Annotated in this window: 12 protein-coding genes, 4 tRNA genes and 1 riboswitch; of the genes, 5 read left to right on the forward strand and 11 right to left on the reverse strand. The window is 57.4% G+C overall.

What is annotated here, in order from left to right; all coding sequences use genetic code 11:
* Position 1: 1 nt before the first annotated feature.
* Both ACA049_RS23090 and ACA049_RS23095 read right to left on the reverse strand, forming a co-directional pair.
* Positions 2-541, reverse strand: a complete 540-nt coding sequence (locus tag ACA049_RS23090) for a hypothetical protein (RefSeq protein ID WP_497330111.1) — start codon at positions 539-541, stop codon at positions 2-4.
* Between the two features lie 146 nt (positions 542-687).
* A tRNA-Arg gene (locus ACA049_RS23095) sits at positions 688-764 on the reverse strand.
* Between the two features lie 290 nt (positions 765-1,054).
* Between ACA049_RS23095 and ACA049_RS23100 the strand changes: the two genes are divergently transcribed.
* Entirely contained in the window at positions 1,055-1,288 is a 234-nt protein-coding gene (locus ACA049_RS23100) for a hypothetical protein (RefSeq protein ID WP_497330113.1), read from the forward strand.
* A 22-nt stretch (positions 1,289-1,310) separates the two neighbouring features.
* The gene (locus ACA049_RS23105; RefSeq protein WP_109634075.1) at positions 1,311-1,490 is read left to right on the forward strand and encodes a PA3371 family protein; all 180 of its coding nucleotides are present in this window, start codon (positions 1,311-1,313) and stop codon (positions 1,488-1,490) included.
* Here the strand turns inward: ACA049_RS23105 and phnN are convergent.
* Positions 1,465-2,037 carry a phosphonate metabolism protein/1,5-bisphosphokinase (PRPP-forming) PhnN gene (phnN, locus tag ACA049_RS23110; protein ID WP_497330115.1) on the reverse strand — a complete coding sequence of 191 codons (573 nt, stop codon included), beginning with the start codon at positions 2,035-2,037 and terminating at the stop codon, positions 1,465-1,467. The two genes, ACA049_RS23105 and phnN, sit on opposite strands and share 26 nt — an antisense overlap.
* Positions 2,038-2,422: 385 nt before the next feature.
* On the opposite strand from phnN, the gene ACA049_RS23115 reads away from it, so the two are divergent.
* Positions 2,423-2,749 carry an Arc family DNA-binding protein gene (locus ACA049_RS23115; RefSeq protein ID WP_003178899.1) on the forward strand — a complete coding sequence of 109 codons (327 nt, stop codon included), beginning with the start codon at positions 2,423-2,425 and terminating at the stop codon, positions 2,747-2,749.
* 215 nt (positions 2,750-2,964) lie between these two features.
* On the opposite strand, the gene mgtE is transcribed toward ACA049_RS23115, so the two are convergent.
* Complete coding sequence (mgtE, locus tag ACA049_RS23120) at positions 2,965-4,407, reverse strand: magnesium transporter (protein WP_497330117.1); 1,443 nt, start codon at positions 4,405-4,407, stop codon at positions 2,965-2,967.
* A gap of 319 nt (positions 4,408-4,726) precedes the next feature.
* Between mgtE and ACA049_RS23125 the strand changes: the two genes are divergently transcribed.
* The gene (locus ACA049_RS23125; RefSeq protein WP_497330119.1) at positions 4,727-5,245 is read left to right on the forward strand and encodes a cell envelope protein SmpA; all 519 of its coding nucleotides are present in this window, start codon (positions 4,727-4,729) and stop codon (positions 5,243-5,245) included.
* Between the two features lie 19 nt (positions 5,246-5,264).
* On the opposite strand, the gene ACA049_RS23130 is transcribed toward ACA049_RS23125, so the two are convergent.
* The 7 genes from ACA049_RS23130 to ltaE form a co-directional block, all read right to left on the reverse strand.
* A tRNA-Arg gene (locus ACA049_RS23130) sits at positions 5,265-5,341 on the reverse strand.
* 71 nt (positions 5,342-5,412) lie between these two features.
* Positions 5,413-5,489: transfer RNA gene (locus ACA049_RS23135), tRNA-Arg, on the reverse strand.
* A 107-nt stretch (positions 5,490-5,596) separates the two neighbouring features.
* Positions 5,597-5,687 (reverse strand) — tRNA-Ser (locus tag ACA049_RS23140).
* A 62-nt stretch (positions 5,688-5,749) separates the two neighbouring features.
* Positions 5,750-5,938, reverse strand: a complete 189-nt coding sequence (gene csrA, locus ACA049_RS23145) for a carbon storage regulator CsrA (RefSeq protein ID WP_003178872.1) — start codon at positions 5,936-5,938, stop codon at positions 5,750-5,752.
* 188 nt (positions 5,939-6,126) lie between these two features.
* Positions 6,127-7,368, reverse strand: a complete 1,242-nt coding sequence (locus ACA049_RS23150) for an aspartate kinase (protein WP_008033100.1) — start codon at positions 7,366-7,368, stop codon at positions 6,127-6,129.
* Between the two features lie 91 nt (positions 7,369-7,459).
* Positions 7,460-10,084: an alanine--tRNA ligase gene (gene alaS, locus ACA049_RS23155; protein WP_497330121.1), complete on the reverse strand. Its 2,625-nt coding sequence runs from the start codon at positions 10,082-10,084 to the stop codon at positions 7,460-7,462.
* 146 nt (positions 10,085-10,230) lie between these two features.
* The gene (gene ltaE / locus ACA049_RS23160; RefSeq protein WP_497330123.1) at positions 10,231-11,235 is read right to left on the reverse strand and encodes a low-specificity L-threonine aldolase; all 1,005 of its coding nucleotides are present in this window, start codon (positions 11,233-11,235) and stop codon (positions 10,231-10,233) included.
* A 195-nt stretch (positions 11,236-11,430) separates the two neighbouring features.
* A riboswitch (FMN riboswitch) is annotated at positions 11,431-11,601 on the forward strand.
* A gap of 102 nt (positions 11,602-11,703) precedes the next feature.
* Here ltaE and ACA049_RS23165 point away from each other — a divergent pair.
* Positions 11,704-12,213, forward strand: a complete 510-nt coding sequence (locus ACA049_RS23165) for a 6,7-dimethyl-8-ribityllumazine synthase (protein ID WP_497330125.1) — start codon at positions 11,704-11,706, stop codon at positions 12,211-12,213.
* Positions 12,214-12,240 lie beyond the last annotated feature (27 nt).

Here is a 12,240-nt window from a genome sequence, read left to right on the forward strand (position 1 = left end):
GTCAGCGCAAATAGGCGCGCTGCACGCTGATGCGCCGATCGATCGCCTGGCGCAGTCGCTCCTTGTGGTCCGCCCAGACCGTGGGATCGACTTTGGTAGCGCGCATCAGCTCAAGCATCGCGGCTTTGGCAGCCAGGTATTCGGACCAGGCGTCTTCGGAGCGGATTTTCAAAAGCTCACGCTCGGTCATTTCCATGCGCCGCAGCGCCAGTGTCGGCTCATCGGTAATCACCGGGGCCAATGTCAATTGCACCCGATGCGGCGCGACAAACGCTTGAGTATCCGCTACCAGCTCTCTCGCCCGCTGAGCGCCCCACCTCAATGCGGCACAGTAATACTCACCCACTGTCCTGTCGTGAAACTCCTCGCGAATCGCCCATCCACTGTCAGCGTAAATGCCGATGAATACCTGGGTGATGCCCTCATGACTGATCCGCGCCTGCACCTCGACCTGCACACCATCGCTGAGCACTTCTTCATGGGTGTGGAGAGGCAACCGGGTGTTGGTCCATAACCAGAAATGTGCGCCTCTGTGTCGCATTGTTTCGCTCCCTGAGAGATACGAGGAGTAAGGCACAGCAATGGCGGACTTGCCATGTAGATCGTCGGCTGCCGGGTACAAAAAAGCCCCGCGGGAGGATTTCTCCGGCGGGGCGTTTTTTTACAGCTCGATGCTGAAAATTCGGATGGTGTCCCAGGGCAGGTTCGAACTGCCAACCTTCCCCTTAGGAGGGGGATGCTCTATCCAATTGAGCTACTGAGACACAGATCGCCCACAAGGAATGCGGTGCGAGGGACGGCGTGCATGTTAACGGGCAGGCCTGCTTTTGTCATGTCGTCCGCAGGGCTTTTTAAGTGTAGGCAGACGCCCTTCGTTTTCGTGGCTTAATTTACCGTGCAAATTGCATCCTCTCAAAATGCCATCATTGCAATTTGCAACGACCGCTTCTTTGATTAATAAGTTAATTCTTTGTTTTTAAAGGATTTAATTGCCGTTAGACTCTTGGCACGCGGGCTGCTTTAGCTGTTCTCACGAACAACCGAGGTCAGCCTCATGAACAGCGTCCTTTTACTCTCGAATGCGATCGCCCTTACCGTCCTGCTGGGTGGTCATTTTGCCGCCGAGAACGACGCTGAGCAGGTCGCGCATCGGATGCCCCATTACCTCCAGCTGCAAAAAGCCCCGCAATTGGCGGTCATGAACGATCAGCGCGGCTTTGTTGGCCAGGACGTGAACCAGCACACTTACCCGCTGGTGTCGCAGTCTTCGGAACGCTTGGTATTTTGAATCACCCTATCAGGAGCACAGCATGTCCAAATCAGCCGCAGGATGTTTGATCCTTGCCTTACTGAGCGGCATTCTTCATTTGTCATTGGTTCCGGACACGGTCGCCACCCTGCCCCTGATTGCCTGCGGTGTATTCGGCGCTTTGTTCGTGCTGGCGCTGATTGTCGGGCGAAAAATCAAGTTCGATCCGGTTTTACGCTGAGCTTCAGCACTTTCAGAAGATTTTCAACGGTGACAGCAAGCTCGCCAGAATTGTCGAGTCGATATATCTGCGCGTCACCGAGTGAATCGTCAGCCATAAACAGCCCGTTGCGGCGCAACCTCGCTTCAATTTCCTCAACGCTCTCACGACCACGTCGCAGCAGGCGTTCGCGCAATACCTCATCCTTGACGGTCAGCAGCACCGGCAACAGCGCAGGATAGCGTTGCAGCGCCTCCGCCAGGTGGCCGCGAGAGCCGTTGACCAACACATGGCGGCCGTCCCTCAGCCACTGGTCAATCTGGATCGGAATGCCGTAATCCAGGCCATTGGCGCGCCACGACAGGGCGAAGTCACCCGCGTCCCGGCGGCGCTGGAACTGTTCTCGAGAGACGCCGATGGCGTCTTCGCCCACGGATTCGGCCGAACGCGTGATGACCCGGCGCACTACTTCGCCATTCATCGAGCGTAAAGGTTGTCGAGCCGCTTCGATGAGGCTGTCCTTGCCGGATCCTGAAGGACCCATCAAGTAAATCAATGTGCCATCCATCCTGAATAGTCCCTCTCTGCGGGTCTGCCACTAGTAAATCGGCCATTTGCCACTATCCTGTATAAGGTAAGGACCAAGGATCGAATCCGCGTAGCATGCACCTTCAGACGTCTTCGGGCATCACCTGTCGGGCAGACGACGCGTTTAGCGATACGGGCAAGGGGCAAAGTTTTCCAACCAGTCCACATTTTTGATAATGGTGCTGGCATAACGCCTTTACCCAGCTCAATATTTGTCACAGAATTGACGCCAATGATCTGGCTGCTTTGAGGCATGATGCGAGCCTCTATCAATTCAGGTTGAACATTTGGCCAGACACCTTGTCCTATCAGACATCCTGCGGCCAATCCCGAGAACCGCTCCCCTGAACTAACCGGTTAAATATATGCGCCCATTGAAACAGGCAATTTATTCCAGCCGTACGGCTGACAAGTTCGTCGTACGTCTGCCAGACGGAATGCGTGAACGCATTGCCGAGGTGGCTCGCAATCATCATCGCAGCATGAACTCCGAAATCATTGCGCGCCTTGAGCAGAGTCTTATTCAGGAAGGTGCACTGGGCGAAGAATTGAGCATGCGCCTGGACAGCCCGGAGCTGTCATTGCACGAACGTGAACTGCTGCAACGCTTCCGCCAACTCTCCCACCGTCAGCAGAATGCTCTTGTTTCGCTGATTGCCCATGACGCCGAAATGGCCGCAGACGCTTCCTGATTCGACTCGAAAGCCCAAGCCAGCATAATCGCTGGCTTTTTTTTGCCTGAAATTCGGCCATAAAAAACCCGCCGGTTGGCGGGTTAGTTGCACTTGTAGGAGCCAGGCTTGCCGGCGAAGGCGCCCTTGAGTTCGCCTTGAGTTCGCCTTGAGTTCGCCTTCGCCGGCAAGCCTGGCTCCTACAGTGAAATCGATTAGCGGGTTTCAGTTGGAAATCACAGCAGGAAGATCGTCGCCAGCCCGAGGAAGATGAAGAACCCGCCGCTGTCGGTCATGGCGGTGATCATCACACTGGCGCCCATTGCCGGGTCGCGCCCCATCTTCGCCAGGGTCATCGGGATCAACACCCCCATCAACGCCGCCAGCAACAGATTAAGCGTCATCGCGGCAGTCATCACCACGCCCAGGGACCAACTGCCATAAAGCAGGTAGGCCACTATGCCAATCACGCCGCCCCAGACCAGGCCATTGATCAAACCGACGACCAACTCCTTGCGCATCAGTCGTGAGGTATTGCCGGTGCTCACCTGGTCCAGCGCCATCGCCCGAACGATCATGGTGATGGTCTGATTGCCCGAGTTGCCACCGATACCGGCCACGATCGGCATCAATGCCGCCAGTGCCACCAGTTTTTCGATGGAGCCTTCGAACAGGCCGATCACCCGCGACGCGATGAACGCGGTGATCAGGTTGACCGCCAGCCAGGCCCAACGGTTACGCAGGGATTTCCAGACGGAGGCGAAGATATCTTCTTCTTCGCGCAGACCCGCCATGTTGAGGACTTCGTTTTCGCTCTCTTCACGGATCAGGTCGACCATTTCATCGATGGTCAGACGGCCGATCAGCTTGCCGTTCTTGTCGACCACGGGCGCCGAGATCAAGTCATAACGTTCGAACGCCTGAGCGGCGTCGTAGGCGTCTTCGTCCGGGTGAAAACTCACCGGATCGCTGGCCATGACTTCCGACACCTGTTTTTCCGGGTCGTTGACCAGCAAACGCTTGATCGGCAGCACACCTTTGAGTACGCCGTCGTAGTCGACCACAAACAGTTTGTCAGTGTGGCCAGGCAGTTCCTTGAGACGACGCAGGTAACGCAGAACCACTTCGAGACTGACATCCTCACGGATGGTCACCATCTCGAAGTCCATCAGCGCACCGACCTGCTCCTCGTCATAGGACAACGCGGAGCGGACGCGCTCACGCTGTTGACTGTCGAGGGTTTCCATCAGCTCGTGGACGACGTCTCGCGGCAGCTCGGAAGCCAGGTCAGCAAGTTCGTCGGCATCCATGTCCTTGGCCGCAGCCAGGAGTTCGTGATCGTCCATGTCGGCGATCAGGGTTTCACGAACCGAGTCGGATACTTCGAGGAGGATGTCGCCGTCGCGATCAGCCTTGACCAATTGCCAGAGCGTCAGACGATCGTCCAGCGGCAAGGCTTCAAGGATGTAGGCAACGTCGGCGGAGTGCAGATCATCGAGCTTGCGTTGCAGCTCGACGAGGTTTTGCCGGTGAACCAGGTTCTCGACCCGCTCGTGGTGCGGACCTTCCTGGCGATGAGTCAGGTCTTCGACCACCCGCTGGCGTTGCAGCAGCTCAACGACTTGAGCGAGGCGGTCCTGCAAGCTTTCCTGCGTTTTCTTTACTTCAACTTCGGACATAGGCGAACTCCACTCCCAGCAGCGGGGCACGCCGGAAGGATCAATCAGTCAATTCATGATTGGAAAAACGGGATACTGAGTAACTACTGGGTAAGTCCATGGAGGTATTCCACAAGCCCCGGCGGGGCTGACGGGCGCAATGATACACCGCCCGACGGTTTTAAACGTTAAAAAATCATGGCTGAAACAAGCGGTTGCAAGACAAAGCTGAGTGCAGTCCTGATCTCTCCAACTGCGACGACTCATTCTGAAAAGAAAACACACCCCCATCGAAAAATGTAGCGGCTACCCTGACATGGACCGTCATGGAGGACGTTTAATGCCATCGATTAACCTTTATTTTTTACTGCTTGCCCTGCTTTGCCTTTCGCCCCGGTTACAGGCAACCACGCTTCACCGTTGCGAGGCACCCGATGGCCGCCTCACTTTCACGACCTTGAGCTGCACGGACGGTGAACATCTCTCGCTGCAGGATGTGCGCACCTTCTCGCCCGGTAATCCGGTAGCGCTCATGCCTGAAATGGAAGCCCGGGGAAAACCCACAGCAAAAACCAGGAGGAAGGAGCCCACCGTTGTAGGTCAGTCCGAGGACAAGTGTGGAAACCTGATAACCGCCAAGGAACGGCGCGAAGCAATCATCAATCAACGGATAGTCGCCGGCATGACACAACAGGACGTCGAGAGCGCCCTGGGCAAGCCGGACAAGATCAGTATCAGGAATTCTGCAACGAGCTACCGTTATGACCTCAAGCGAGGCCGCAGCGCACACGTCGAGTTCGATGAGAAAGGATGCACGAAGGGAAAAGCCAAATCCCAGACGGCAAAAAGCCCGCGTTAAACGCGGGCTTTTTGGTGTTTGGTGCACTCGACAGGATTCGAACCTGTGACCGCTCGGTTCGTAGCCGAGTACTCTATCCAGCTGAGCTACGAGTGCATTTGTGTTTTTATACCAGATCACAACTGGTTGAAGCCAAGTCATTCACATTACTGCAAACAACTCTTAAATGGTGCACTCGACAGGATTCGAACCTGTGACCGCTCGGTTCGTAGCCGAGTACTCTATCCAGCTGAGCTACGAGTGCATTTGTTGCCGCGCATTATAGGCCGTCTAATCTCTATGTAAAGCACTTTTTCTAGTAATTTCAAACACTTACCGAAAAAGCCAGATTACAACGTACTACGCAAATAATGGCGGAGAACGGGGGATTCGAACCCCCGACACCCTTTTGAGGTGTACTCCCTTAGCAGGGGAGCGCCTTCGGCCACTCGGCCAGCTCTCCGCAACACGGGGCGTATATTAACCAGCTTCTTCCCCGTTTGCAAACATAAAAAACGATAAAAATTAATGGCTTGGTTCGTCGTCCTTCTCTTTCTTGATCCGCAAGTAGATTTCCTCACGGTGAACCGCAACCTCTTTAGGTGCGTTAACGCCAATACGCACTTGATTTCCTTTAACGCCGAGCACGGTCACGGTGATTTCGCCATCACCAATAATCAGGCTTTCTGCGCACCGACGAGTCAGAATCAGCATACCTTTCTCCTCACGCATTTCATTTCAGGGACAACAGTCTGCAAAAAAAAGGCACTCGACCTACAACCGGAACGATCGCAGCCCTACATGCCTGAGTATTGACCAGCGCGAGCAAAAGAACAGTTCCTGGGTCGCGCTATTCAAAAAAGACAAAGGGCGCGGTCAGACCGCGCCCTTTGGTAAACGCATCACTCGCCCGTTCGGGCCGGTGCGTCCAGTTCGAAAGCTGTGTGCAGAGCGCGCACAGCCAGTTCCAGGTACTTCTCTTCGATCACAACGGAGACTTTGATTTCCGACGTCGAGATCATCTGGATGTTGATGCTTTCTTTGGCCAGGGATTCGAACATGCGGCTGGCCACGCCTGCGTGGGAACGCATGCCGACGCCGACGATCGAGACCTTCGCGATCTTGATGTCACCCACGACTTCACGGGCACCGATCTCGCGAGCGGTGTTTTCCAGCACGGTTTGTGCGGCCTGGAAGTCATTGCGGTGCACGGTGAAGGTGAAGTCCGTGGTGTTATCGTGCGCAACGTTCTGCACGATCATATCGACTTCGATGTTCGCGGCACTGATCGGGCCGAGAATCTTGAATGCAACGCCCGGGGTGTCTGGCACGCCACGGATGGTCAGCTTGGCTTCATCGCGATTGAAAGCGATGCCGGAAATGATCGGCTGTTCCATGGTTTCCTCTTCATCAATAGTAATGAGGGTGCCCGGACCCTCCTTGAAGCTGTGCAGTACGCGCAGCGGTACGTTGTACTTGCCGGCGAATTCCACCGCACGGATCTGCAACACCTTGGAACCGAGGCTGGCCATTTCCAGCATCTCTTCGAAGGTGATCTTGTCCAGGCGCTGGGCCACGGACACCACACGCGGGTCAGTGGTGTAGACGCCGTCGACATCGGTGTAGATCTGGCATTCATCAGCCTTCAAGGCTGCTGCCAGCGCCACGCCGGTGGTGTCGGAACCGCCACGACCGAGAGTGGTGATGTTGCCGTGTTCGTCGACGCCCTGGAAACCGGCGACAACAACGACACGACCTGCTTTCAGATCACCGCGAATCTTCTGGTCATCAATCTGCAAGATACGCGCTTTATTGTGCGCGCTGTCCGTCAGAATCCGCACCTGGTTGCCGGTGTAAGACACCGCAGGCACGCCGCGCTTGATCAGCGCCATGGCCAACAGTGCAATCGTCACCTGCTCGCCCGTGGAAACGATCACATCCAGCTCACGCGGAACCGGTTGGCCGTCGCCACTGATTTGCTTGGCCAGATCGATCAGACGGTTGGTTTCGCCGCTCATGGCCGACAGGACAACCACCAGGTCATCGCCGGCATCGCGGAATTTCTTAACCTTGTCGGCGACCTGCTCGATTCTCTCGACAGTGCCGACTGAGGTGCCTCCAAATTTCTGTACGATCAAAGCCATTTCAAAGCCGCCTCTGCCCATGAAGGGCGCCCAAATAATCACTCAAACAGCGTTCTGGCCCGCCACTAGACGACGAGCCGGACACCCTGCCTTATAAACCCTGCTCTACAAATGGAACAGTCAGGGCCAGTGCCGCATCCAGTGCGCCAGCGTCAGTACCACCGCCTTGCGCCATGTCTGGACGACCACCGCCCTTCCCGCCCACTGCCGCAGCGGCTTGCTTCATCAAATCACCGGCTTTGAGTTGGCCAGTCAGGTCTTTGGTTACGCCTGCAACCAGAACGACCTTTTCCTCATGGACACTGCCGAGCAGGATCACTGCGCGGCCGAGTTTGTTTTTCAGCTGATCGACCAGCGCCAGCAGCGCTTTGCCGTCCTGACCGTCCAGACGCACGGCCAGCACTTTCACGCCTTTGACGTCCAGGGCGGAGGCCGACAGATCGTCGCCTGCCGCGCTGGCCGCCTTGGCCTGCAACTGCTCGAGTTGCTTCTCCAGCAGACGGTTGCGCTCCAGCACAGCCGACAGCTTGTCGATCAGATTGTCGCGGCTGCCCTTGACCAGGTTGGCCGCTTCCTTGAGTTGTTCTTCTGCAGCGTTCAAGTAAGCCAGTGCCGCAGCACCGGTGACTGCCTCGATACGACGCACACCCGAAGCCACACCGCCTTCGCTGATGATTTTCAGCAGGCCGATGTCGCCGGTACGGTTGGCGTGGATGCCACCGCACAGCTCGACGGAGAAATCACCGCCCATGCTCAGCACGCGCACGTTGTCGCCGTACTTCTCGCCAAACAGCGCCATGGCGCCTTTTTGCTTGGCGGTTTCGATGTCGGTTTCTTCGGTTTCAACGGCAGAGTTCTTGCGGATCTCGGCGTTGACGATGTCTTCCAGAGCCTTCAACTGTTCAGGCTTGATGGCTTCGAAGTGGCTGAAGTCAAAGCGCAGACGCTGACTGTCGACCAACGAGCCTTTCTGCTGAACGTGATCGCCCAGCACCTGACGCAACGCAGCGTGCAGCAAGTGAGTGGCCGAGTGGTTCAGCGAGGTGGCGTGACGCACGTCGGCTTCGACGTGGGTTTCAACCGGCGAACCGATGGTCAGGCTACCCGACGCCAATACGCCGTGGTGCAGGAACGCGCCGCCGGTCTTGGTGGTGTCGCGCACGTCGAAACGGCCATTGCTGCCCTGCAGATAACCACAATCGCCGATCTGGCCGCCGGATTCAGCGTAGAACGGCGTCTGATCGAGAACGACCACGCCCTCTTCGCCTTCGCTGAGTACGTCGACCGCCTGGCCTTCTTTATAGAGGCCAACGACTTTCGCCGAACCGCTGGTGGCTTTGTAACCGGTGAATTCGGTGGCCACATCAACCTTGACCAGGCTGTTGTAGTCCATGCCGAAGGAGCTGGCGGAACGGGCACGGACGCGCTGGGCTTCCATTTCGCGCTCGAAGCCTTCTTCGTCGATGGTCAGGCTGCGCTCGCGAGCGATGTCGCCGGTCAGGTCCATCGGGAAACCGTAGGTATCGTAGAGCTTGAACACCACGTCGCCCGGCACCACGTCGCCTTTGAGTTCGGCCAGATCCTGCTCGAGGATTTTCAGGCCCTGCTCCAGGGTCTTGGCGAACTGCTCTTCTTCGGCCTTCAGGACGCGCTCGATGTGCGCCTGCTGGGATTTCAGCTCAGGGAAGGCTTCGCCCATCTCGGCAACCAGGGCCGCAACGATCTGGTAGAAGAAGCTGCCCTTGGCGCCCAGTTTGTTGCCGTGACGGCAAGCGCGACGGATGATCCGGCGCAGCACATAGCCGCGACCTTCATTGGACGGCAGCACGCCGTCGGCAATCAGGAAGCCGCACGAACGAATGTGGTCAGCCACGACTTTCAGGGAGGCCTGAGCGTCGTTGGTGCAGCCGATGGCCTTGGCCGATGCGGTCAGCAGACTCTGGAACAGGTCGATTTCATAGTTCGAGTGAACGTGCTGCAGCACGGCACTGATCCGCTCCAGGCCCATGCCGGTGTCGACCGACGGCGCTGGCAGCGGGTGCAACACGCCATCGGCGGTGCGGTTGAACTGCATGAACACGTTGTTCCAGATCTCGATGTAACGGTCGCCGTCCTCTTCCGGCGAGCCCGGCGGGCCGCCCCAGATGTCGGCGCCGTGATCGTAGAAGATCTCGGTGCAAGGACCGCACGGGCCGGTATCGCCCATGGTCCAGAAGTTGTCGGAGGCGTACGGCGCGCCTTTGTTGTCGCCGATACGGACCATGCGCTCGGCCGGAACCCCGATTTCCTTGGTCCAGATGTCATAGGCCTCGTCATCGCTGGCGTAGACGGTGACCCAGAGTTTTTCCTTCGGCAGGTTCAACCACTGCTCGGAGGTCAGGAAGTTCCAGGCGTAGGTGATCGCGTCGCGCTTGAAGTAATCACCAAAGCTGAAGTTACCCAGCATTTCGAAGAACGTGTGGTGACGGGCGGTATAACCGACGTTTTCCAGGTCGTTGTGCTTGCCGCCGGCGCGCACGCATTTCTGGCTGGAGACGGCGCGGGTGTACGCGCGCTTTTCCTGGCCCAGGAAGCAGTCCTTGAACTGGTTCATCCCCGCGTTAGTGAACAGCAGGGTTGGGTCGTTGCCCGGAATCAAAGAGCTGGAGGCTACACGGGTGTGGCCTTGCTCTTCGAAGAAGCGAAGGAAGGCTTCACGGATTTCTGCGCTTTTCATTAGGTTCTTCCACGGAGGCTGCGGCCAAAGGCCTGTACGAAACGTCAACAGACGAAGCGACGGCAAAGGGCCGCATTATATCGGCCCAGCGCGCGGGGTACAGCGTGTTTATACGATAGAAACGGTCAATTGGACCGCCAAGGCGATCAGTTGCGAGAAAAGTCGACGAATGTCGCCACGACTTGCTCGATTTGCGCGCGGCTGACGTCCATGTGCGTGACCATTCTCAGGCGTCCGGCAGCACTCAGCTTAACGCCGCGTTCGGCCGCAAAGGCCTTGATCGCCTCAGCCTTGTCGCCCATTTGCACGTAAACCATGTTGGTCTGCACCGGCTCGACCTCGTAACCGGCCTTTTTCAGCTCATCGGCCAGAAATTGCGCATTGGCGTGATCTTCGGCCAGACGCTGAACGTTGTTATCCAACGCATACAGCCCCGCCGCTGCCAGAAGACCGGCTTGGCGCATTCCGCCGCCGACCATCTTGCGCAGACGGCGTGCCTTGGCAATCAACTCGGACGAGCCGCACAACACCGAACCGATCGGCGCGCCCAGGCCTTTGGACAGGCAGACCGAGACCGAGTCGAAATGCTGAGTGATCTCGCGGGCATCGACACCCAATTTGACCGCCGCGTTGTACAGCCGCGCGCCGTCCAGGTGCAGCTGCAACCCATGTTCACGAGTAAAGCGGCGCGCACGAGCGAGATATTCCAGCGGCAGGACTTTGCCCTGCATGGTGTTTTCCAGCGCCAGCAACCGCGTACGGGCGAAATGGAAGTCGTCCGGTTTGATCGCAGCGGCGACGTGCGCCAGGTCCAGCGAACCATCGGCCTGCACTTCCAGCGGCTGCGGCTGGATCGAACCGAGGACCGCCGCACCGCCACCTTCGTATTTATAGGTGTGCGCCTGCTGTCCGACGATGTATTCGTCACCCCGCTCACAATGGGCCATCAACCCCAGCAGGTTGCTCATGGTGCCTGTCGGTACGAACAATGCAGCGGCAAAACCCAGCCGTTTTGCCAGCTCGGCCTCCAGACGATTGACCGTCGGGTCCTCGCCATAGACGTCGTCACCGGTGGCCGCACTGGCCATTGCGTCGAGCATCCCGGCGGTCGGTTGGGTAACGGTGTCGCTGCGAAGATCGATAACGCTCATGAATCTGGCCTCGGTAAGCAGGGGAAAATCCCTTTAGGTAGGAATTACTGCGGTCATGACGACGAATAATCAACCCTTGGGCAGGAAAAGGCTTACTGAACCGACGAAAAAGTCGATAGCAATCATCAGATAGCAGCGATGCACGGCTCACAAATATGTGTTAAAAACGCTTCGCCGCCAGACAATCTGGCGGCAAAACGTTCTCAGGGCGGGGTGCAACTCCCCACCGGCGGTAATTGCGCGCAATGCGCATAGCCCGCGAGCGCTTGGCGACAGGCACGGCAATGGCTGTGATGGCGGCAAGGTCAGCAGACCCGGTGTGATCCCGGGGCCGACGGTCATAGTCCGGATGAAGAGAGAACGGGATTGGCGCCAAAGGGCCGTCCGCGGGCATTCGTGCGAGCGTGCGTACTCTTAAATCCCATTCGATTCATATGCCCTGTTTTTTACATAAACAGGAGTCAGAACATGCAACCCACCGCAATCGATAGCAAAAGCAAAAACCATCAGGGCGAGCGCGTTGCGTTCATCCAGGCCTGCTGGCACAAGGAAATCGTCGACCAGAGCCGTAAGGGCTTCGTTGCCGAAATGATTGCCCAGGGTTATCAGGAATCCGACATCGATTTCTTCGAAGTCGGCGGCGCCTTTGAAATTCCGTTGCACGCCAAGCTGCTGGCCAAGTCCGGCCGTTATTCCGGCATCGTCGCGGCAGCCCTGGTGGTTGACGGCGGCATCTACCGTCACGAATTCGTCGCCCAGTCGGTCGTCAGTGGGCTGATGCAGGTGCAACTGGAAACCGAAGTGCCAGTGTTCTCGGTATCCCTGACCCCGCACCACTTCCATGCCGGTGAAGAGCACCAGAAGTTCTTCTTCGAGCACTTCGTGCATAAAGGTCAGGAAGCGGCGAAGACGTGTGCGGATACGCTGCACAAGATGCGTGCGTTGCGTCGTAGCGAGCCGCGTGCCGTAGCCGTCTAAACACCGAACCAGCCCCTGTAGGAGCGA

The sequence above is a fragment of the Pseudomonas sp. LBUM1662 genome (assembly GCF_059695915.1).

Coding starts and splice junctions, on each gene's coding strand:
- ACA049_RS23090 (WP_497330111.1), bottom strand. CDS start 541: ATGCGACACAGAGGCGCACATTTCTGGTTATGGACCAACACCCGGTTG.
- ACA049_RS23100 (WP_497330113.1), top strand. CDS start 1,055: ATGAACAGCGTCCTTTTACTCTCGAATGCGATCGCCCTTACCGTCCTG.
- ACA049_RS23105 (WP_109634075.1), top strand. CDS start 1,311: ATGTCCAAATCAGCCGCAGGATGTTTGATCCTTGCCTTACTGAGCGGC.
- phnN (WP_497330115.1), bottom strand. CDS start 2,037: ATGGATGGCACATTGATTTACTTGATGGGTCCTTCAGGATCCGGCAAG.
- ACA049_RS23115 (WP_003178899.1), top strand. CDS start 2,423: ATGCGCCCATTGAAACAGGCAATTTATTCCAGCCGTACGGCTGACAAG.
- mgtE (WP_497330117.1), bottom strand. CDS start 4,407: ATGTCCGAAGTTGAAGTAAAGAAAACGCAGGAAAGCTTGCAGGACCGC.
- ACA049_RS23125 (WP_497330119.1), top strand. CDS start 4,727: ATGCCATCGATTAACCTTTATTTTTTACTGCTTGCCCTGCTTTGCCTT.
- csrA (WP_003178872.1), bottom strand. CDS start 5,938: ATGCTGATTCTGACTCGTCGGTGCGCAGAAAGCCTGATTATTGGTGAT.
- ACA049_RS23150 (WP_008033100.1), bottom strand. CDS start 7,368: ATGGCTTTGATCGTACAGAAATTTGGAGGCACCTCAGTCGGCACTGTC.
- alaS (WP_497330121.1), bottom strand. CDS start 10,084: ATGAAAAGCGCAGAAATCCGTGAAGCCTTCCTTCGCTTCTTCGAAGAG.
- ltaE (WP_497330123.1), bottom strand. CDS start 11,235: ATGAGCGTTATCGATCTTCGCAGCGACACCGTTACCCAACCGACCGCC.
- ACA049_RS23165 (WP_497330125.1), top strand. CDS start 11,704: ATGCAACCCACCGCAATCGATAGCAAAAGCAAAAACCATCAGGGCGAG.